17 protein-coding genes are annotated in these 20,561 nt (G+C 51.4%); 10 read left to right on the top strand and 7 right to left on the bottom strand.

Annotated features, from left to right (window positions below):
• Positions 1-19: 19 nt before the first annotated feature.
• Positions 20-631 carry a CHAP domain-containing protein gene (locus tag ACFSW8_RS00300; RefSeq protein ID WP_377177158.1) on the top strand — a complete coding sequence of 204 codons (612 nt, stop codon included), beginning with the start codon at positions 20-22 and terminating at the stop codon, positions 629-631.
• 64 nt (positions 632-695) lie between these two features.
• A complete protein-coding gene (locus ACFSW8_RS00295) occupies positions 696-1,304 on the top strand; it encodes a LysM peptidoglycan-binding domain-containing protein (RefSeq protein WP_377091311.1) in 609 nt (202 codons plus the stop codon).
• On the opposite strand, the gene ACFSW8_RS00290 is transcribed toward ACFSW8_RS00295, so the two are convergent.
• Positions 1,228-2,388, bottom strand: a complete 1,161-nt coding sequence (locus ACFSW8_RS00290; protein WP_377177156.1) for an NAD(P)-binding protein — start codon at positions 2,386-2,388, stop codon at positions 1,228-1,230. The two genes, ACFSW8_RS00295 and ACFSW8_RS00290, sit on opposite strands and share 77 nt — an antisense overlap.
• A gap of 122 nt (positions 2,389-2,510) precedes the next feature.
• On the opposite strand from ACFSW8_RS00290, the gene ypfJ reads away from it, so the two are divergent.
• The 3 genes from ypfJ to ACFSW8_RS00275 all read left to right on the top strand — a co-directional run bounded on the left by ypfJ (position 2,511) and on the right by ACFSW8_RS00275 (position 5,507).
• Positions 2,511-3,413: a KPN_02809 family neutral zinc metallopeptidase gene (gene ypfJ / locus ACFSW8_RS00285; protein WP_377091313.1), complete on the top strand. Its 903-nt coding sequence runs from the start codon at positions 2,511-2,513 to the stop codon at positions 3,411-3,413.
• A 66-nt stretch (positions 3,414-3,479) separates the two neighbouring features.
• Positions 3,480-4,358 (top strand): DMT family transporter, encoded by an 879-nt coding sequence (locus ACFSW8_RS00280; protein WP_377091314.1) that lies wholly within the window; start codon positions 3,480-3,482, stop codon positions 4,356-4,358.
• Between the two features lie 216 nt (positions 4,359-4,574).
• Positions 4,575-5,507, top strand: a complete 933-nt coding sequence (locus ACFSW8_RS00275) for a dihydrodipicolinate synthase family protein (protein ID WP_377091315.1) — start codon at positions 4,575-4,577, stop codon at positions 5,505-5,507.
• Positions 5,508-5,707: 200 nt separating this feature from the next.
• Here the strand turns inward: ACFSW8_RS00275 and ACFSW8_RS00270 are convergent, their stop codons facing one another.
• On the bottom strand, positions 5,708-5,938 hold the full coding sequence (locus tag ACFSW8_RS00270; RefSeq protein WP_377091316.1) for a hypothetical protein: 231 nt from the start codon (positions 5,936-5,938) through the stop codon (positions 5,708-5,710).
• A gap of 174 nt (positions 5,939-6,112) precedes the next feature.
• Between ACFSW8_RS00270 and ACFSW8_RS00265 the strand changes: the two genes are divergently transcribed.
• Positions 6,113-7,189 carry a sialidase family protein gene (locus tag ACFSW8_RS00265; RefSeq protein ID WP_377091317.1) on the top strand — a complete coding sequence of 359 codons (1,077 nt, stop codon included), beginning with the start codon at positions 6,113-6,115 and terminating at the stop codon, positions 7,187-7,189.
• Positions 7,190-7,602: 413 nt separating this feature from the next.
• Here ACFSW8_RS00265 and ACFSW8_RS00260 read toward each other — a convergent pair whose 3' ends face one another.
• The 3 genes from ACFSW8_RS00260 to ACFSW8_RS00250 all read right to left on the bottom strand — a co-directional run bounded on the left by ACFSW8_RS00260 (position 7,603) and on the right by ACFSW8_RS00250 (position 13,475).
• Complete coding sequence (locus ACFSW8_RS00260) at positions 7,603-8,787, bottom strand: AGE family epimerase/isomerase (protein WP_377177154.1); 1,185 nt, start codon at positions 8,785-8,787, stop codon at positions 7,603-7,605.
• Positions 8,788-8,809: 22 nt separating this feature from the next.
• Positions 8,810-11,557 carry a sodium:solute symporter family protein gene (locus ACFSW8_RS00255; RefSeq protein ID WP_377091321.1) on the bottom strand — a complete coding sequence of 916 codons (2,748 nt, stop codon included), beginning with the start codon at positions 11,555-11,557 and terminating at the stop codon, positions 8,810-8,812.
• 211 nt (positions 11,558-11,768) lie between these two features.
• On the bottom strand, positions 11,769-13,475 hold the full coding sequence (locus ACFSW8_RS00250; protein WP_377091322.1) for an alanine/glycine:cation symporter family protein: 1,707 nt from the start codon (positions 13,473-13,475) through the stop codon (positions 11,769-11,771).
• Positions 13,476-13,635: 160 nt separating this feature from the next.
• Between ACFSW8_RS00250 and ACFSW8_RS00245 the strand changes: the two genes are divergently transcribed.
• Both ACFSW8_RS00245 and ACFSW8_RS00240 read left to right on the top strand, forming a co-directional pair.
• A complete protein-coding gene (locus tag ACFSW8_RS00245; protein WP_377091323.1) occupies positions 13,636-14,148 on the top strand; it encodes a hypothetical protein in 513 nt (170 codons plus the stop codon).
• Between the two features lie 7 nt (positions 14,149-14,155).
• Positions 14,156-15,190, top strand: coding sequence for a M23 family metallopeptidase (locus tag ACFSW8_RS00240; RefSeq protein ID WP_377091324.1), 1,035 nt, complete (start codon positions 14,156-14,158; stop codon positions 15,188-15,190).
• A 14-nt stretch (positions 15,191-15,204) separates the two neighbouring features.
• On the opposite strand, the gene ACFSW8_RS00235 is transcribed toward ACFSW8_RS00240, so the two are convergent.
• Positions 15,205-16,974 carry a hypothetical protein gene (locus ACFSW8_RS00235; RefSeq protein ID WP_377091325.1) on the bottom strand — a complete coding sequence of 590 codons (1,770 nt, stop codon included), beginning with the start codon at positions 16,972-16,974 and terminating at the stop codon, positions 15,205-15,207.
• A 284-nt stretch (positions 16,975-17,258) separates the two neighbouring features.
• On the opposite strand from ACFSW8_RS00235, the gene ACFSW8_RS00230 reads away from it, so the two are divergent.
• Both ACFSW8_RS00230 and ACFSW8_RS00225 read left to right on the top strand, forming a co-directional pair.
• The gene (locus ACFSW8_RS00230; protein ID WP_377177152.1) at positions 17,259-18,032 is read left to right on the top strand and encodes an SDR family oxidoreductase; all 774 of its coding nucleotides are present in this window, start codon (positions 17,259-17,261) and stop codon (positions 18,030-18,032) included.
• Positions 18,033-18,122: 90 nt separating this feature from the next.
• Complete coding sequence (locus tag ACFSW8_RS00225) at positions 18,123-19,430, top strand: NTP/NDP exchange transporter (RefSeq protein WP_377091328.1); 1,308 nt, start codon at positions 18,123-18,125, stop codon at positions 19,428-19,430.
• On the opposite strand, the gene ACFSW8_RS00220 is transcribed toward ACFSW8_RS00225, so the two are convergent.
• Complete coding sequence (locus tag ACFSW8_RS00220) at positions 19,427-20,275, bottom strand: helix-turn-helix domain-containing protein (protein ID WP_377091329.1); 849 nt, start codon at positions 20,273-20,275, stop codon at positions 19,427-19,429. The genes ACFSW8_RS00225 and ACFSW8_RS00220 overlap by 4 nt on opposite strands.
• Between the last annotated feature and the right edge of the window lie 286 nt (positions 20,276-20,561).

The following is a 20,561-nucleotide window of genomic DNA, read 5'->3' as shown; positions in this document are numbered from 1 at the left end:
TGAGATGACTGCTCCTGCCGTGTCCTCGAAGCCCACACTCACACTCAGAATTGCCCTCAGCTCATGCGCCCTTGTCGGTATTGGCCTCGCCATCCTCTACCTCAAGAAAAAACAAACACCCCCACCACCACACACTGATTGCCCCCCCCTAGGTTCCATCGTTCATTACCATAAAGGCATTCCCATCTATTCAAATGGACTACAGGCTTTCGAAAGCCACGGTAAACATTACGCCGCAGACGGCTACTATTACGGACACAAATGGCAATGTGTCGAATTCATCAAACGCTACTTCCACGACGCGCATAAGCACCACATGCCCAATGTCTGGGGCCACGCTAAAGACTACTTTCACCCCGAACTCGCTCACGGCGCTCTCAATCCAGACCGCAACATGCTCCAATTCCACAATGGAAGCGACCAAGCACCCCAAGTAAATGACCTGCTCGTCTGGAATAACCCACCCTACGGCCACGTCGCAATCATCGCAGAAGTCCATCACGACCACATTGTCGTCGCCCAACAAAACATCATCGGCGCCCCCACTCAGCGCTTCCCTCTCACCCATCACAACGGCTCCTTCACCATCAACGATGATATCCAGCCAGCTGGTTGGTTAAGACTTCCGTAATTCAGCCTCGACGTCCCCTCCTACTTCAAAGTACAAGGAGAGAGCACTCCTTGCACGACGCACTATGAAAACGTTTCTCCTACTTCTGCTCTTGCTAGCCGGCGGATTCGCCTTCTGGAAATACAATGAAACCCAAAAAGATGCCACCAGCTCCGAGCTCGGCACCATCACCCATACCGTCGTCAAAGGTGACACCCTCCACGCACTCTCGCAAAAATATAACACCTCAGTCACCAGCATCAAACAACGGAACCAACTCACAAGCGACACCATCCATATCAACGACACACTCACCATCAAACCTGGTGAGTCCTCTACCTCCACCACACCTCAACCCGTCGTCCAACAACAACCAAAACCACGCCCACCTCAAGCCGCACCTGCTAAACCTAACCGCCCTAGCAAACCCGTCGCTAAAAAGGAACTCCCCAAATCCACCGTCATGGAATCCTCATCGATCGCTATCGATATCGATGATAAAAACCAAGTCTACCTCAAAAATGCCAACGGCAAATTCGCCCCAGCCGGCACCATCATCTATGGGTCAGATGCCGACGCCAATGGAATGGAAATCAAAACCATCACCTACCGCGACCTCAAGGGGAAAGAAACCACTCTGCCAGGCTCTGCCGACCCCGAATCGGTAATCCGCCTCGCTCTGAAGAAAAAATAGCTTTCCACGCCTCTGGATCCTTTAACCCCCGATGATGGAAAAAAATAACCTGGCTTAACTTCTCAAAGAGCCGGTTGCCTACCGCTAGGTTCAATAAGCTGTTCGGTAATGGCAAATGGTCCATCGCCCAGCGCATACATTGCTTCGTCCTCCACTCCGGCCTCCGCCATTCCAGTAAGGATGCTGGATGCCTCAGTCTCCCTGCTAAATAGTCCGCTATAGCGCCTCCCGCAGCGTCCCCCACCTGTAGCGATGCATGAATCCCTCCTGCCGTCAGTGGAGACACCCACCCAGCGGCGTCTCCTAACAACATGCTTCGCTCAGTGTACCATTCCCTTTTCGCCCCCCCACAAGGTATCAAGCCGCCCCGCCGCTCAACGACCCTCGCCTCCCGAAAGTCAAACAAGCCCTCCAACTTCTCCAAAAACGCATCAAGCCTTGGTTTGTGCGGCTTGCGCACCGCCAAACCAATTTGAGTCACCCCCACCCCAGGAACAACCCAGGCAATATATCCCGGCGCTAGCTCACTATCTAAAAAGACATGTAAACAACTGCTATCAACTCCCCTCACCCCTATCATCTCCACCTCTGCACCCACTAAAAATTCCCGATTCTCTGGCATCCCTAGCAGACGTGCCACATTCGATCGCGCACCGTCCGCCCCAACCAAAAACTCAGCCTCTACCCCCGCCTCCTCTATCACCACCCCACTCGAACACTCCTCTAACTGACTCACATTCTGCCCAGTGCGAATCTCAGCTCCCTGCCATTCTGCCTGCCTCCCCATCCAGCGCATCAACCCTGGGGTGTCAATTGCCTGAAACCCATAGCCTGGACTCTTTAAATCTATGGATTTCAAACTCGGTGCATACAACCTCACCCCTGAAATATCCCTCCTTAACCAATCGGGCACCTCCAGCACCTCAGCTGCCTCCCCAACAAAAATGCCTGTCGTACGTATTTTCTCCCCTAAGTCTCGCTTCCGCTCTAGCACGAGTGTCTCCACCCCTCTCGCGGCAGCACTCCTTGCACACGAAAGCCCTGCATAGCTTCCTCCTACGATCACAGTCTCAATCTTCTTCATCCCCCCTGCTATAACAGATATTCTCCCTTCTGTACGCCCATTCACCGTTATTTCACAAAACCCTCCTTTTCCTTCACACCCATTTCAAGTAACATAATCTACTAACCGTTAGTACAGACCCTATGAAATGGAGAGGAAGACGCAAAAGCACACACGTAACTGACCGCCGTGGCGAGGCCATCCCCAGATCTAGTGGTAGCAATGCCGCAGCCGGACTCCTCCTAGGCTTCTTCTTCCGAAGTAGTCGAAAAACAAAACTAGCCATCATCCTCGTCGCCATCTTCGCATTCACCTTCTTCCGCGGCCCCATGATGGAGATGATCGGCCTCTCGGAATTGGCCCCCACCGAACAATCACACTCAGGCCAAAATGATGAAATGCGTGACTACCTCAGCGTCATGATGGCCGACAATGAAACCGTCTGGACGAATGTCCTCGCCAAACAAGGCCTGCGCTACCGCCCCGCAAATATGATCATCTACTCCCAGCGCACCCAAATCCCCGGTGGCATCGCCGACGCACGCATGGGCCCCTTCTACCTCCCTGCCAATGAAACAATCTATATCGACCCAAGCTTCTTTTCCGAACTCAAAGAAAAATTTGGCGCCAAAGGCGATTTCGCCGAAGCCTATGTCGTCGCCCACGAATACGGCCACCATATCCAAAATATCATGGGCAGACTCCAAGAACTCCACACCCAACGTGGCACCGTCTCTAAAAAAGAATACAACCAGCACTCTGTCCGCGTAGAGCTCCAAGCCGACTTCCTCGCAGGCGTCTTTGCCCACCACGCCAATAATACCTTCAAAGAATTCCTCGAAGCTGGCGACATTGAAGAAGCCATGCGCTGCGCCGAAGCCATTGGCGACGACCGCTTACAACAACAATCACAAGGTTCTGTCGTCCGCGACTCGTTCACCCACGGCACCTCAAAACAACGCGCTTATTGGTTCCAAAAAGGCTATACCACCGGCGACCTCAAAGAAGGTGAGAAGCTCTACACTCTGCCCTATTCGCAACTGTAGCATGAGCGAGTGACTGAGAAATCATTGACAGATGGGTCAACAATTCTCAGACATCGCTCTAAGCAAATGCAAAAACCTTACTTTCAGCTCCATGCGCTCGTCGTGGTGCTTGCTTTCACCGCAGTACTCGGGCACCTCATCAACCTCTCAGCCCCTGTGCTCGTATCCTGGCGCACCGGTATTGCCGCCCTTGTCTTCTTGCTTGTCATCCGCCCAAAATCCTCCCCCACAACCGCACCACATACAAAAACTGCTCTAGCCACCGGCATCCTCCTGGGCGCCCACTGGATGACCTTCTTTGCGGCAATTAAACTCTCCAACATCACAATCTGCCTCACCGGCCTCGCCACCACCTCCGTCTTCACTGCCCTCGCTGAAGCCATCCAAGAAAAACGCCTCCCTCGCCCCTTCGAGCTCCTCATCGGCGCCATCATGATCCCCAGCATGGTCATGATCGTCGGTGTCGCTGAAACCCACCTGCTCGGCCTCCTCATCGCCATCTTCTCCGCCATGCTAGCCGCCAGCTTCACCGTCATTAATAAAGCCCTGGTCCGCTCTGGTATGGCCCCGGCTGCCATCACTCAGTACGAAATGCTCGGCGCTTTCCTCACCTGCCTCCTTACCAGCCTCACCATGCAGCTCCCACTCGCCGCTTGGATCCCCCATGGCCTCGACTGGCTCTGGCTCTTCATTCTCGCGATAGGCTGCACCGTCATCGCCTACGAATGGAATATCAAACTGCTGCGCCACTTCTCCGCCTTCGAAACCACCCTAGCGATCAACTTTGAACCAGTCTATGGTATCATTATGGCAGCACTCCTCTTCGGAGAACATAAGCAACTCGACCCACTCTTCCTCCTCGGTGCCGCCATCATCCTCGCCGCTAACTTTGCCAAACCCCTCGCCATCCTTATCAAACGCCGCAAATCATCCTCCCAAGAATAAACCCAAAAGTGGTTCGATTTTCAAACCACCAAAGCTACGCTGTAAAATTGACTTTCTATAGTATGATGGAGTCATCAGAAGCTTAACGGCCTCGCAGTTTGGCTAGAAACTGCATCGCCAGTGTCGTCCACCTATCCCGGCGCTCGACCAGCTCTGAACCTATCACACAACACCGACTGGAGCCAACCTCTACGGTAGCAAAACTTTAACAAGAATATGAACAACTATACAATGAAGGGACTCGTCCCTGCCGCTTACACTCCGATGTTTGAGGACTTGTCCGTCAATTACGACGCGATCGAAGCCATGGCTAGCTACCTCAAAGCCAGCGGTGTAAACGCAATCTTTATCTGCGGCTCCACCGGCGAAGGCTGTAACCTCACCACAGAAGAGCGTAAGAAAGTTGCGGAAGCATATGTTAAACATTTCGACGGTGAAGTCATCGTCCACGTAGGCCATAACTGCCTTAAAGATGCTGCAGACCTTGCCGCTCACGCCCAAGAAATTGGTGCTGCTGCCGTCTCCGCTATCGCTCCAAGCTACTTCCCAATGAATAGTACACAGGTCTTGCTCAAGTCCATGAAGCAAATCGCTGCTGCCTGCCCAGAGCTTCCTTTCTACTACTACCACATCCCTGCTCTTACCAATGCTGGTGCCAATGTCCCCGAGTTCCTCGAACTCGCAGCTGATAGCATCCCGAACCTCCGCGGCGTTAAATTCACCAACGAACAAATCCACGTCTTCCTCGCTTGTAAACAAGCAGCAGGTGGCATCTATGATATCGCCTTCGGTTACGACGAAATGATGATCGCAGGCTGGTCAGCAGGATCCAAGGCCTACGTCGGCAGCACATTCAACTTCATGGCCCCGCTCTACCAAGCTCTCCTCGATGCTGCAGAAGCCGGCAACATGGAAGAAGCACGTCGCCTCCAACACCTCTCAGAGGAAGCAATCCGCGTGATCAACAGCGTGGGCGCATTCCACCCATTAGTGAAAACACTCATCTCACGCCTCGGCGTTCCTTGCGGCCCAGCACGCCTCCCAATGGATAGTGTCACTCAGGAACAAGCCGATACACTTTGGAACAAACTTCAAGATCTTGGCGTCGGTCCTTACCTTAACCCAAGCATCTCCCTTTCAAGAGTCTAGGGGGTTTTGACTCTTGAGAACGAAGAAGCCACACTGTCATGCAGCAGTGTGGCTTCTTTAATTTCTCGCATACACATTACTACGATACCTTGTGACAACCATGCCAGATGGTGAAATCAGCGCTGTCATGTAAGTACGCGGCCATGCTTCCCCTACTATGGAGAAGCACAAAAAAAAGCATAAAGACCATCAGCAATCTCCTACTGAACGAGCGCCAAAAAGTTCTTCGCTCGACCATAGGCACTATTCGCAAAACCCACATCACCCAGCACCTTGATGCTCACGTCATAGGCGCTGCTGGTGCCTTGCTGGATGGCTACTTCAAAAGAACTATCAGGGGCTATGTAGCGAATACATTCAACGCTTACCTCACATTGAAAATCGTAAAGGAAGGCGGATACCAGAGTTTCATCTGCGGCTGTTATCGTCATTAGTTTAGGGAGTGTTTAAACGAACGTATGTCACACCTGCCTTAACAAAAGGTTAAGACGGTCGATAATTCCCTCCACCACTTGGTTCCTTAAAAAACCAAATGCTCTCTGTATTTCTCTAGGCATTTCCTTCGTTTGGAAAAAGGAGCAAACATACTCACACGCGTAAAATTCATGACTAAACTACTTTTCTCGACCAGTCTCTTCCTCAGCCTTCTTTCAGCCAATGCCCAAACTCCTGTCATTGGTAAATTAGGATTCGACCTCCCCATTGTAGACCTCAATAACGCAGACACACTCCAGCAAACCCTCGACAAAGAAAAAGGGCAATACCTAGGCCACCCTTCCACCGTCCTCCTCGACGACGGCAAGACACTCATCTGCACCTACCCCAAGGGCCATGGCAAAGGAGCAATCGTCATGAAAAAATCTGTCGATGGCGGGAAGACTTGGTCGGATCGACTGCCCACCCCTAAAAGCTGGAATACCTCACTTGAAGTTCCCACCATCTATCAAACCAAAGACGCCAAAGGGAAAAAACGCCTCATCCTTTTCAGTGGCTCTCAAGACTGGGTCGATGGAAGCATTCGCATGGCCTCTTCAGAAGACGATGGACTCACTTGGTCTGAGCTAGCATCCATTGGTAACTATAAAGGCATTGTCGCCATGTCTGACTGTATCCCACTCAAAGCTCCAGGCCACTACCTCGCCACCTTCCACATCCGTGGCCCAGAAAACTCAATGATCCTCTACGCCACGCGCAGTGAGGACGGAGGCAAAACCTGGTCAGAAAAGCCACAAGAAATCTACCGTTCTAGCCAAATTCATGTCTGTGAAGCTGGGCTCGTCTATAGCCCAGATAAGTCTGAGATCGCCATGTTGCTACGCGAGAATTCCAGAAACTACAATAGCCAGATCATGTTCTCCAGCGACGAAGGTAAAACTTGGAGTAAACCACGGCCGCTTCCTGGCTCTCTCAACGGAGACCGCCACCAGGCCATCTATCTCCCTGACTGCCGCCTCATGGTTCAGTTCCGTGACATCACACCCGCAAAACGCCCAGGGAATTCACTCAGTCCAACCGAAGGCGATTGGTGCGGATGGGTCGGTACTTGGGAAGACCTCAAAATGGGCTACGAAGGCCAATACCGTATCCGCCTTAAAGATAACACCTCGAAATGGGACTGCGCCTACCCCGCTATAGAAATACTACCTGACCAGCGATCGTCAGCACCACCTATGGCCACTTGAAACGAGGACAATCCCCCTACCTACTCACCTTGTACCCATGAGCAAAAGTTTCTGGTAGTATTTTCGAGCTGATTTTGCCGTTTCTCAAGGAATGAGAAAGAAGTGGTGCGTGCACCATGACTGACGAATGACGCAGAGAAAAAGCAAAAGCAGCCGAAACACCTAAACGATGGCGTAGCCCAATCCATAACCTAATAATCATAAATACTACCAGAAAATTTTGTGAGTTGGTATTACATTTCAAGATAGACCAGCTCGACACCATAGCCACCGACATTCAACAAAATGGCCAGCCCAAGATCGAAAACCAATTCGCGGGCAAGCGCTTGATCTTCAATCCAAATAATAAGTAAAAATCAGCGACATAAAAAAAGAGCCACCCTCCATTGGAGAGTGGCTCTTTTGTGAGACTCTTACTTGGCGAGATGCTCTTCCAGCAACTGCCAACAATAGGTTTGCATGCGAGGAAGGTGGAATGGCCCCTTGTAATGGTTCCCCTTCATGGCCGTTGAAACACGACCATCTCGATGCAGATACCCAAACCACTCGCCGTGCTCCTTATCGTGGAAGTGCTCGTGCGCATAGCTGTGAATCATCTTGTGCCATTCCGCATACTTCGGATCGCCAGTCATCGTGTAAGCCAACAATGTGGCGATCACAGCCTCATTCTGCGGCCACCAAAACTTCATGTCCTGCCAATACTCCATCACCGGCTTGCCTGTCGGATCCACAAAGTAAATGATCCCTCCAAATTCTTTGTCCCAGCCTTGCTCCCAAGAGTAATCTAACATCTTGAGGCCGAGCTTCTCTAACCTCGCATCGCCACCGCGACGCTTCGCTTCATGCAAAATAAACCACGCCCCTTCTATCGCATGCCCAGGCGTGATTGTTCGTTCCTGCAAGTGGTCAATCATCTTGCCATCTGGATCCGTACATTCCCAAACACACTTAAACTCATCATCCACACAATCTTCAATCTGTGCGATGTAAGAATCAATCTGCGACGCCGCAAACTCGCAGCCCACAGTGTCACATAAGGTCTGCGCCACATTCAAAAAGATCATTGGCACACCAAGACCTTTGGCCGGACGCTCACCAGTATACTTCGCTGGCAATGGACGACTCCCATCCGCATACTCACTGCAACGACGGAATAAATCTCTCGCCTCTTGCGCCAAAGCCGCATCATCTGTCGCCTTCGCATACTGCGCAAATGCCGCAATCGCAAATGCCTCTGAGAAGAAATAACGACGCTTACGCAAGGGCTTGCCCTCACGCGTCATCATGAAAAACATCTGACCGTCTTTATCGAAACAATGTTCGCGGAGAAAATCTACCCCAGCCTTCGCTCCCGATAACCATTCCTCGCGAGCCTCAACATGATTGTACAAATTCCCTAATATCGAACTGAAACGTCCCTGAAACCACACAGACTTGTCATCATCTATCAGCGACCCGTCCCGGTCCCGCATCAATAAATAACCGCCGTGTTCCTCATCGATGCCTCGTGGCAACCAGAACTTCAATGTATCCTCTAACAAACTGTCGCGGTAAAACTCCCGCAGACCGTCCAATTCTTCCTTCGTGTATCCTGACATGATTCTTTCCTTCCTAACTAAATTACTTCTTCTGTGTAAAAATCGTGAGTCCCTCGACTTCGTCTCCCCTTGCCGGTAAGACAAAGCCTAAGATCACTCCTGCGATCAATGTGGAGAAAAACCCGATAAACCCATACAGCAATGGCATAACATCAAAGCCAATTACGTGGATACTCACCACCGTGCACACTCCAATCAATAACGCTACTAAACCAGCTTTGCCACCTGCGTGCTTCGTGAAAATCCCCAATGCAAACAAGCCACCCAACGGCCCTAGTGCAAAGCCAATAAACTGATTGAAAACCATAAAGGCTGAGTCGATTTTCGTCCAAGCAATGTAACTGGACACTCCAATGCCTACCACACCCAAGGCAATCACGACATTGCGAGCAACCGCCAAGCGTTGCTGGTCACTGCTTTCAGGTCGGATCAAGCGACCGTAAACGTCGGTCACAAAGGCTGTAGCAACCGAGTTCAAGGAACTCGAAATCGTCGACTGCGCCGCAGCAAATACCCCCGCAATGATCAAACCAGCCACACCAATCGGTAAATTCTGCATGATGAAATACGGTAAAATACCATCCTTCGAGCTCATAGCCGGATCTAACATGTCAGGCTTATCCTGATAGAACACGTAGAGTGCTGTTCCCAGTGCGAAGAAAATGGCAGAGCCTAACAAGACCATCACAATGTTCATCCAGAGTGAACGCGCAGCTTCTTTCTCTGACGGTGTCGTCACATACCTTTGCACCACATCTTGCCCAGCGGTGTATGATGGTAAGTTGGCAAACATGAAGGCCAAGAAGAGAACAATCCCAGAGCTTGAGCCTTTAGAAATCGAAAAGTCATCCAGCTTCCAACTAGCTGTCAGCCCCTTGCCTCCATCCGTGATCGCTGTGCTCACAGCACTCAATCCACCTTCAACCTGCGCCACGACTAAGCCAAAGCAAAGCAGAGCACCACCGATCAATACAATCGCCTGAATCGCGTCCGTCCAAACCACCGCTTCGATTCCCCCCATCACCGTGTAAATCACACAAAGGACACCAATGATTGCAATCGCTGCGTGAATATTGATGTTCGTCACACTGGAAAGCGCTAGTGCTGGTAAATACAACACAATCGCAACCCGCCCAATGTGGAACAACATAAAGGTGATACTCGCGATCGTCCGCGCCACCACGTTAAAACGACGCTCTAAGTACTCATACGCAGTCGTGATGTTCAAACGACGGTAGAATGGTAGATAGAAAAACACCACCAAAGGAACAATCAACAAAATCGGCCATTGCCCAATCCAGCCATTCCAGTTCCCCGCATAAGATGCCGCCGGAATCGCCATGAAGGTGATCGCTGAAAGCATCGTCGCAAAAATCGATAACCCTGCCACCCACCATGGAATCTTCTGCCCACCTCGAAAATACGCTTCTGTGCTCGATGCTGATTCACGCTTCATAAACCAGTAACCAATCCCCACCATCGATAACAAATACACCGCCACCACAATCCAGTTGATCACCCCAAAGCCCATCTTCTCAGACTCTACATGACCAAATAAAACCTGTGTGCTGCGAATCCCTGGCTTGATCTCGCCCGACGGCACCACAAAGTCTTTGCCAACCATCACAACGGGAACCGTCACCGGCGCATACCCGACTTCCTTCTTGTTAGCCCGACGCTCAGCATCCGCTCCGATGGGAAGCTCCCCAACCACAGCCCATCTATCAGTGATAGTGTGGTAGGCACGAATCACATTGGGAAATCCAGGATGTTCAAACCCTTGACCATTTTTATCAGGTCGATCCTTCAACTGCTGGCGTAAGAAATCTACATCCACACCACCTAATACCATAAGGTGAGATACTCCTGCTGGTACCGCATTCTGTGGCGCCGCTGAAATACCTACCGGCAAATCCGTAAGCCTCTTCCAATTCCCCGCCTTCGGGTCGAAAACATAAGCGTCCCTCAAGAAATCCATGCCGTGCATCGTGTTGCGATCCACCTCCGGCACCTCAATTGAAGTATCAATCGCTGTGCGACCAGCAAAGACATACAACTTCCCTCCCTGTACACCCAATGTCGCATGCTGTCTCGCTCGCGCTGGTACTCCAGCAGCACTCTCAGGCCACGCCATCTTCTCCCATGCCCACTTGCTCACATCAGTCGAAGCAGTATCCATTACATACGCCCCCATATGCTCGCCATCCGCAGAAGCACCACTGAAAATGTACACCTTCTTGCCAATCACTGCCGCCGGTGCCGATGAAACACCCACTGGCAAATCTGCCACAGCCTCAATCTCAAATCCTCCCTGGCCCACTTTCACTTCATACACCTTCTTCGAGTGGTGCATCCCACCATTCTCAGCACGATTCCCCCCAATAAACAGAGCGCTACCACGGTGCTCTAAACTCACAGAAGCTCCATATCCTAACTTCTCGGGAAGAACCTCACTGAGCTTCTCCCAAGCTCCTGACGGCTTCAGCCCCTCAGATTCTAAAGGAATCGCATAGAGTGAATCATACCAAACCTTAGGCGGTTTCCCTCCACTCGCAGTCTTCTCCCATGGTGCCCCCTCCGGAAAGTTTGCCCCTCCTCCAAATACTAAATAGCGATTATCCCCTTCGCCAACCACTCCCGCAAACGGCCCCGCAAACCCATGCTCATCAGGAACCGACGGAAACTCCCCCCCCCACTGAATCGCCTCAGCATGCAGACTCACAAGCCATGCAAATACACTGAAGAACACTGACGCAAACTGTAATTTCATGCCCATTATCTATGCCTATTTTCCTTCAATTCGTACATATTAGGCGTGGTCTCATTTTAAAACCAGTCACCAACAGAGCACTGCCCACGCCCTACCAATCACCTACCTAATTATTCAGACTAACACCTTACCTCCTCCCCCCTATTCCTAACAACAAAAAAGCCAGCGACTCCCAACCGAGTCACTGGCCTCCAAAAATACCTATGTTCGCCTACTTGCCCTCAGCGTCAATCTTTGCCGCGTGTGCCTCAAAATCCTTCAACTCACGCTTAATCACCGGCAATAAGAGATAAATGCCCACCATGTTTGGAATAACCATCGCAAACAGCATCGCATCAGATATCCGCACCACATTGTCAATCGACGCTGCAGAACCCACCACAACAAATCCACAGAACATTACCTTGTAGATGACCTCAGCCACCTTGTTGTCGATCCCAAAGAGATAGTTCACAGCCTGCTCCCCATAGTACGACCAAGAAATCATTGTCGAGAATGCAAACAAGATTACCGCAACCGAGAGTACCTTAGGGAACCAGCTAAAGTGCCCAGAAAAGGCACGTGAAGTCTTCTGGACACCAGCTACCTTTTCCACCTGCGCCATCTCAACCCATAGGTTGTCACCTTCTTCTTGGTAAACTTCACCAAATGTCACAGCCTCGCTCCCCTCACCCACTTTCTTCTGATCAAGAATACGTAACTCTTCACCCTTATCCAAGGACTTCACCACCTGTTGTTCCAACGCTGGCTGATTGTATAAAGCAACTTCCTCCTGTTTGGTCACCCCATCCACCTTCCACGCGCCAGAGATGACCAAAACCAAAGCGGTCATCGTACATACCACCACCGTGTCAGTGAACGGTTCTAATAATGCCACCAATCCCTCAGATGCCGGCTTCTTCGTCTTCACCGCTGAGTGCGCAATCGGTGCAGAACCTATACCTGCCTCATTCGAAAATGCTGCGCGCTTAATCCCTTGAATCAATACCCCAACAAATCCTCCCCCAATCGCAATCGGCGAAAACGCTCCAGCAATAATCTCAGAGATCGCCCCCGGAATCGCCCCCGCATTCGTAAAGATGATGTACAAGGCTGCAACCAAGTAAATCCCACACATAAATGGCACCAAAAACGAAGTCACACGCGCAATAGACTTAATCCCACCAATGATTACTAAGCCCACTATCACTGCTAAAATAACTCCAAACTGGATACTCTCCTTGCCCTTAAAGAGACCAAAAGAATCAGAAAATTGCGATGCCGCTTGGTTCACCTGAAACATGTTGCCCGCACCAATCGCGCCCCCCACACACATCACCGCAAAGAATATCGCCAACACCTTACCAAGTCCTGCCATGCCATGCTCAGCTAAACCATCCTGCAGATAATACATCGCTCCACCGTGCGTCTTCCCCTCCTTGTCAAACTTCCTGTAGCGTACCCCTAATGTACACTCCGCAAATTTTGTGGTCATCCCACACAAGCCCATCAAAATCATCCAAAACGTCGCGCCTGGTCCACCCAATGTGATCGCCACTGCCACCCCAGCAATGTTGCCTAATCCCACAGTCGCAGACAAAGCCGCCGTCAATGCCTGGAAATGCGTAATCTGACCTGGTGAATCATCTTCCGTATACTTCCCCTTCACCGTCTTAAACGCTAAGCCCACACCCCTCAAATTGATAAATTTGAAGTAAATTGTTAGAAAAATGGCCGTCCCTCCTAAAACTACCAAAACAATCGGCAAGCCATTCCCTGCCACATTGACCGAGAAAAATACAAAGGCCTCTAACCAACCAGCCACACTATTCAGTGCCTGATCAAATCCATTCCCATCAGCAGCAGATGCAGAAGTGACTAACAAAAGAAAGCTCATCGCGAGCCACGAGAAAAATGAAACATGTGATGGGTTCCGCATATAAACAGTGGTTTGAAGCCCGAAGACTGACATCACTCTCTAGCAGCTCAAGTCAAAAACGATGCCATGAGAGATTTTCATCCCCCCTACTTCTGCCATCCACATTTCCCAGCTTTATTTACTTCACACCACCCGCCAGATCCATCACCCTCTTGCCACTATGCGCCTTTTCTTGCTCCTCGCACTCTCACTCATCGGCCTTCAGCTCAGCTATGCTGGCGGTAAAAAGCCTGCTCCCATCAGCATCACTTTCCATACCGAAGCCACTAACCTCGAATCCAAAAAACTCAGCTTCGAAATCGATACTCCAAAGGGCAAACGCTACATGAGCAAAACTCCCTTCATCATGACCAGCGATATCGCCGCCTACCACGCCACCCCCTCAGAACAAGACCCTGAATTCTACAAAGTCTCCTTCCAACTCAAGCGTGCCGGCGCGAGCCGCCTCAGAGCCGTCTCTGGCCAATACGCCGGAAAATGGATCATGTGCGCCATCAATGGCAGAGTCGTGGACATGCTCTACATCGACCGCCAAGTCGATGGCCGAGTCATCACCGTCTGGCGCGGCGTCGATCAAACCATGCTTAGTGCCCTCAACCAACTCGTCCCACGCATGGGAGAATCAGAGAAAGCCTGGAAAACCCGCCTGAAATACGAAAATAAAAATCAATAATTCCCCCATGCTCAAGCGCCTCACCCTATTTGCCCTCGCCACCCTCACAGCCCTACCACTCTGGGCCAGTGCCCCATTCAAGCTTCAGCTCCCCACCGAGAACGACTTCATCTTCTCCAAAACACCGGAGAAATTCTACATGTACACCTACCGAAACTTCGAAGGTGTCGACTCCCACCCCTGGACTGCCGGGAAATACGGCTACGTAAGAACCCTCAGACGTACTGATGAAGGCGTCATCGCCACCAAATTCCACGAAGGCATCGATATTCGCCCCATCAAGCGCGACCGCTATAGCCGCCCACTCGATATCGTCGGCGCCATCTCAGAGGGTAAAGTCGTCTATATCAACCCACATGGCGGCAACTCCAATTACGGAATCTACGTCGTCGTCGAACATGACTGGGGCGCAGGACCATTCTACAGCCTCTACGCCCACCTCGCGACCACCTCCTGTAAACTCGGCCAAAAGCTCAAAGCTGGTAGCCCAATCGGTAAAATGGGTTACACCGGCTCCGGAATCAACCGCGAACGCGCTCACCTCCACCTCGAGCTCGGCGTCATGGCTAACCGAGATTTCAAAGAGTGGCACGGCGCCTACTTCAGCTCACCCAACCACCACGGTGTCTATAACGGCCTCAACATGAATGGCCTCAATATCGCCGAACTCTTCATCCGCCACAAAGCCAACCCCAATCTAACGATTACCCAATTCATCGATAAAATCCCCACCTATTACAAAGTGACTGTCCCCAGACGCCGCGACCTCGATCTAGCAAAACGCTACCCGTGGATGCGCAAAGGTAACCACAGCGTCATGACCCCAGCCTGGGAAATTAGCTTCGCCTCATCCGGCTTCCCACTTGCGATTACCCCAAGTAATCGCGCCGTCGTCCGCCCCACAGTCACCTTCGTCAAGCCCACACAATCAAACCATCGCTACCATACAAAAGGCATTCTCACTGGCACCGGCAAACAAGCCAGCCTCACCAGCCTCGGCCAACGCGTCATCAGCCTCATGACCAGTAGCTTCCTCGACTAAGAAGATCCCACCACCTAAAATAATGTGAGCTGGTGGGCACACCAACGTGCCAGTTCCCGGTCTTCCTCACTCTCCCCCCACTGGGCGCGTAATTCATCCCATAACTTTCCTGAACGCCTCAGGTAGTCCCTCGCTTGACTCTTCTGGCCACGATCCATCTCCATCTCTGCTAGATCACATAAAATCATCGCCTTGAGGCGACGCGCCTCCATCGCTTCAAAACACCCCGCCCCAACAAGAACCTCAGATAGAATCCCTATCGCCCCCTCAGCGTCGGCCTTCGCCTTCGCCGATTGCATCTGCATCATGCTGCGCTCCCAAAGCATAGCCGCTCGTCGATAGTGCGCAGCTGCGCTGCCACCATCCTCTTGAGCCAATTTCTCTAGCAAAACGACCTGCTTGTCCATCCGCTGGATCGCAACACTGCGATAGCCTTTGTCCCAAGCAATGAATGCTTTCATTCCCTCCAATGAAGACTGCAATAACACATCCCCACCTCCTTCACTAAGACACTTGCCAGCTCGTGCTAATAACGTATCAACCTTCTTCATTTCCCTCTCTCTGAGGCATCTCTCAGCCATCATAATGTCAAGCCTAGCCAAGGCCAAATGCGCCTTTCTCTTCTCAGGATGATGCTCCAGTATCCATTCCGCCTGCTCCCTCACAACCGCGTGCACCTTTTCCTCCCAATCCTTATTGCTACTCGGCCAGCTACTCATCCCTGAGCCAAGCTCGAGTAACAAGCTGCGAATCGAGTATGCCTCAGGATTCACCTCCACCACTCTCCCCAGCAAATCGACCGCCAACAGGTAGTGCCCAAGCGCCCCCCTGGCATCCTCTTTGAGATGAATATCCCCCTCCAGCTTGGCAAACATCCCTAGTACATAAGCCCTTTCAAGCCCTTCTGCATCCAAGGCCTTAGCCCATTCCTTCCCCACTCTCACCCACTCTGCTGCTTCCTTTTTCTGCTGCCTTGCTTGATGCGCCAAGGCCTGTTGATAACAAATACGAGACAGAACCATCGGACGCTCGTGTTCTAGCCCCGCTAATTCCCAATCTCCCTGTTCCAGAGCCTCGCGATCATACGCACCAGCGAGGGCCGCAGCATAGGCTACACCCAACTGAATCTTCGCACTCGCCTCCTCAAGCCCCTCACTCTCCTCTATCTTCTTCTGAATTTCTAACCATCGAGTACGCAGCTTCTCATCCCTCTGCTTTTCATTCTCCAAATCAAGCAAAGGAGCATGCCGTGACTCAGTTTTCAGCACGTACACCTCCTGCACCAGTGAAACCATATCGCGCATTGTCTCCTTCCATTGCTCTATCTCAGCCGCTGCTGCCTGGCTCGATTGCACATACTCTTGCTTGCCTAGTTCAAATGCTTGGCCGCGCCTCTCCAATGCAGCTCTCTCCCTCACAAGAACCTCAGCGCTCTCCGCGGCTAGCGCCTTCTCCTGAGCCACACGTCGTTCACTCTGGTCAAGCTTCTCAAGCACTGCATCATGCTTTGCCTCCATCTGCCCCAGACTACGTGTCACATACACCCAGTGACTGACGCCACCAACCACAAGTGCTGCCGCCGCTACTACTGCAGCTCGTCGCCCCCATAATTGGATAAAGGGCTTCCAATCCTTCTGCTGCTGAGGCGTATGCTCTTCAGCAATCACCGGCTCCTGTGAAACTTGAGTCGCCTCCATGCGCTCACGTTTTTCTTCTTCACTGAGGTACTGGTACCACCAAGCTTCGTCCAGTTCCTCCCTTTTCTTCTCCTTGTCGTCGTTCATCTATGAGTTTACTCATTTGAGTTACGGGGAATTATACTTCCGGGGAGTCACACACACTGCAAACATGCTAAGAAGCTCATACCTCTCCCATGCCGCCACGCTGCGTGAACGCGCTTGTAGTCCCAAAAAAACATTTTCTCCAACCCTAAAACATTATTTTTCTTCAATCATCCCATCGTCACAATTTCGTAACACCCACCAAAATGTGGATTTTTGACACCTCATAATGGATAAATCGCCACTTTCCCCCTAGATAAGTGGAAATATCCTCGTTCAATACACCCATGACCAATCGCTTTCTCGCCAGCATACTGACCCTCTGCACCAGTCTCCTCCTCACCTCCCACCTCAGCATTGCCGCCACACAAAAAACCGTTCTCATCACCGGAGCTAATCGAGGACTAGGGCTCGAACTCACCAAACACTTTGTTAATGACGGCTACCACGTCATAGGCACTGCACGTAAACCCGATAAAGCCACGGAACTCAAAACGACCAAAGCCGAAATCATCCAGCTCGACGTAACTTCCGACCAGAGTATTGCATCAATGGCTAACTCTCTCAAAGGCCGCACTATCGATATCCTCATCAACAATGCGGGTTACTTTGGGCCAAAACTCATGACTGAGAAACCTGCCACCCTCAAGGACCTCACCAAAAAAGAAATGCAAGACTGCCTCGCAGTCAACACCCTCGGCCCCATCTTTGTCACCCAAGCACTCCTCCCCAATCTTCAGAAAAGCTCCCAGCCCATCGTCGTCAATATGTCCACCCGCGCATCCATCCTCACCCATAAAACCGGTGGCAACGCCTACGGCTACAAAGTCAGTAAAACAGCCCTCAATATGGTCACCCGAACCATGGCCGCTGACCCCAGCCTCCGTGGTGCCATCGTCATCTCTCTCGCCCCTGGCCATAACAAAACTGATATGGGCACCCACTGGGCCAACCTAGACCCCACCCAAAGTATGGCAAAGGTCAAAACCCTCATCACCTCCCTCACCCCCAAACACCATGGCGGCTTCTGGTTCTTCGACGGGAGCCCCAGACCATGGTAATTCCCCCCCATGTCGTGTGTCACGGGAGCGTAGTGCTATCCCATAGCTCTGCGCTCCCACCCCATCCACCACTTAGATTCACACCACACCATGCCTGAGACATCCCGATTTTCCCGAATCACCCAAATAAAACCCCAAGAGACCCTCAATACAGCCCTCGCATTCCTTTTCATCTTCACCCTCATGGCCTCCTACATGATCTTGAGGCCGGTCAGAGATGCCCTACCCAGCGATTGGGGAGATGTCAGCCGCGCAACCCAATGGAGTTACACCTTCATCGTTTCCACCATCGCCGTCTCACTTTACAACCTCTGTGCCGCTAAACTCTCACTCAAGAAGCTCGTACCCTCCACCTTTATCTTCTTTGCAATCAGCTTTTTTGCCATTTACTCCGCATTCTCCCTTGGCTTTGACCCCGCCCTCCTCGGTAAAATTTTCTATGTCTGGAGCAGCGTATTTAGCCTGTTCCACCTCTCAGTCTTCTGGAGCTACATCTCCCAACACCACTCAAAAGAACAAAGCAAACGACTCTTTGGCTTAATCAACACTGGAGCCAGCGCCGGTGCTATCGCAGGCCCACTCATCGTCATCCTGCTCGTCAAAAGCATGGAATTACAAAATATCCTGCTCGTTACCGGTATCGCCCTCTGCTGCGTCCTCCCGATCATCTTCACCCTCAATAGAAGGTTCGCCGACGTAGAGCACAGCAATGAGTCACAAAGCGCCCTCAACCCCAACCCCTTCTCCGGATTTGCCGAACTTATCACTCACAAGCGACTGCTAGGTATCGCCAGCTTCATCTTCCTCTTCTCCGGCATCAGCACCTTCTTCTATGTCACCCAAAGTGACCTCCTAGCCGATTACTCCAGCAGCGAACGTAAAGAGTTGCTAGGTTCTCTAGACCTCATAACCAATACCCTCACCATTCTGCTAGGAGCCTTCGCTGCAAATCGCATATCCAGAAAGTTTGGCCTCTCTACCGCCCTCTCCATCGTCCCATTCATTACTGCAGCCCTCCTCATCCTCCTCTCCTTTAACCCCGCCACCTTCCTCGTGCTAGCCCTCCAAGTGCTACGCAAAGCCGGCAACTACGCCATCACCCGCCCCGCTCGTGAAATCCTCTACACTGGAGTCGATAAAGAAGCCCGGTTCAAAACCAAACCCATCATTGACGTCGCCGTCTACCGCGGTGCCGATGTCTTCTGGATCTGGGTGCTCGCCTTCCTAGGAGACGGCTTCCTCAACCTCTCATTGCCTGCCCGCCTTGCCATCGGAGCGGGTGTCGCACTTCTCTGGGGCACCTTAGGCGTCTACCTAGGACGCCGACACGAAAATGACGAATACCAAAGCTCTCCTAATCTGCGCTATTCCCCTGACTCAGCTCAAGCCCCCAACTAGCGCATCCCAGATGGGTTGATGCCATTGAACTTCTTGAACACCTTCGTGAACGTCTGACTATCCGCGTACCCTAACTGGGCCGCAATAGTTGCCACCTTCATACGCGTCGCACCTAACAAATACCGTGCCCTGCGCATTCTCAAATAGGTCACCTGCTGCTTAGGACTGCGTCCAAATTGCCTGCGGCAAAGCCGCCTAAGCTGCTCCTTACTCATATGAGCTAAGCCAGCCATCTCTTCCAAACTCCATGCATAGCCTAGGCGCTTCTCTACCTCAGTCCACACCCTCCACAAACGCTCATCCTCCACCTTCGGCCTCGCAAAATGCACCACGTATCTGTGGATCAATTCCACCCATAAATTCTGCGCAGATAAACATTCTCCCGACACAGATGCTGCGTGCAAACCATAGATCGCATGCTTCAAGGGCTCAGGATCAAATTTCCCGTGCACCGGAGACATCGCCGTCACCACTGGCTGACTTCCCAAATCTTCCAAATATTTCACCCAAACAAAGCTCCATTCCTCCCCCTCTAAGGCACGAATCGAATTGAACGCATAGGGAGGCAAAAGACAGGCCTCACCAGACCTCAACACCTCCCACTCACCATCAATTAATACCTCTCCCACTCCAGCCACCGTCGCTACCATACAACTCCCAGATTGATAACTACGAGTTAACTCGTAGGGGTATCCCGTAGTTTGAAATCCAGTGTGGGCTATCCTGTGATGCCACAGTAAAGGACAATGAGGACACTCGCGTAACCTCTCGTCCCCACTGTCGCCAGCTATCAGAAAACGATCGATCATCCTTTCCCTGACATCAACATCAGTAAGCTTATCCATCACAACTCTTATAGTCTAGTTATCTCTGTCCTAATAGGCCTAATTCAACTTATGGCCCATAGACGGTTGCCGGCTCTATCCCATACTCAATGCTTCATTTTGGATGCCTCATGAACCTAACTACGAGACTGAACCCTATCAACTGCTAGATCAATGCTGCGTGGGTGAGGCATTTATACTGCACTTCATTGATGATATTTTTGAAAAGCTCAGCTAGGTAAAATATAGCTACTTCAGTGCATTAAACATGGACTCAAATCACAGCAGAACACCTACATATTCAGAC

The sequence above is a fragment of the Rubritalea tangerina genome (assembly GCF_042683245.1).
In the GTDB taxonomy this organism is placed as follows: Bacteria; Verrucomicrobiota; Verrucomicrobiia; order Verrucomicrobiales; family Akkermansiaceae; genus Rubritalea; species Rubritalea tangerina.
This window is presented reverse-complemented; position numbering and strand designations above follow the sequence as displayed.

Excerpts from the sequence above, each read along its gene's own strand:
- ACFSW8_RS00245 (WP_377091323.1), top strand. The coding sequence starts at position 13,636 with ATGCGCCTTTTCTTGCTCCTCGCACTCTCACTCATCGGCCTTCAGCTC.
- ACFSW8_RS00260 (WP_377177154.1), bottom strand. The coding sequence starts at position 8,787 with ATGTCAGGATACACGAAGGAAGAATTGGACGGTCTGCGGGAGTTTTAC.
- ACFSW8_RS00225 (WP_377091328.1), top strand. The coding sequence starts at position 18,123 with ATGCCTGAGACATCCCGATTTTCCCGAATCACCCAAATAAAACCCCAA.
- ACFSW8_RS00275 (WP_377091315.1), top strand. The coding sequence starts at position 4,575 with ATGAACAACTATACAATGAAGGGACTCGTCCCTGCCGCTTACACTCCG.
- ACFSW8_RS00290 (WP_377177156.1), bottom strand. The coding sequence starts at position 2,388 with ATGAAGAAGATTGAGACTGTGATCGTAGGAGGAAGCTATGCAGGGCTT.
- ACFSW8_RS00265 (WP_377091317.1), top strand. The coding sequence starts at position 6,113 with ATGACTAAACTACTTTTCTCGACCAGTCTCTTCCTCAGCCTTCTTTCA.
- ACFSW8_RS00250 (WP_377091322.1), bottom strand. The coding sequence starts at position 13,475 with ATGCGGAACCCATCACATGTTTCATTTTTCTCGTGGCTCGCGATGAGC.
- ACFSW8_RS00220 (WP_377091329.1), bottom strand. The coding sequence starts at position 20,275 with ATGGATAAGCTTACTGATGTTGATGTCAGGGAAAGGATGATCGATCGT.
- ACFSW8_RS00240 (WP_377091324.1), top strand. The coding sequence starts at position 14,156 with ATGCTCAAGCGCCTCACCCTATTTGCCCTCGCCACCCTCACAGCCCTA.
- ACFSW8_RS00235 (WP_377091325.1), bottom strand. The coding sequence starts at position 16,974 with ATGAACGACGACAAGGAGAAGAAAAGGGAGGAACTGGACGAAGCTTGG.
- ACFSW8_RS00230 (WP_377177152.1), top strand. The coding sequence starts at position 17,259 with ATGACCAATCGCTTTCTCGCCAGCATACTGACCCTCTGCACCAGTCTC.
- ypfJ (WP_377091313.1), top strand. The coding sequence starts at position 2,511 with ATGAAATGGAGAGGAAGACGCAAAAGCACACACGTAACTGACCGCCGT.
- ACFSW8_RS00270 (WP_377091316.1), bottom strand. The coding sequence starts at position 5,938 with ATGACGATAACAGCCGCAGATGAAACTCTGGTATCCGCCTTCCTTTAC.
- ACFSW8_RS00255 (WP_377091321.1), bottom strand. The coding sequence starts at position 11,557 with ATGAAATTACAGTTTGCGTCAGTGTTCTTCAGTGTATTTGCATGGCTT.
- ACFSW8_RS00280 (WP_377091314.1), top strand. The coding sequence starts at position 3,480 with ATGCAAAAACCTTACTTTCAGCTCCATGCGCTCGTCGTGGTGCTTGCT.
- ACFSW8_RS00295 (WP_377091311.1), top strand. The coding sequence starts at position 696 with ATGAAAACGTTTCTCCTACTTCTGCTCTTGCTAGCCGGCGGATTCGCC.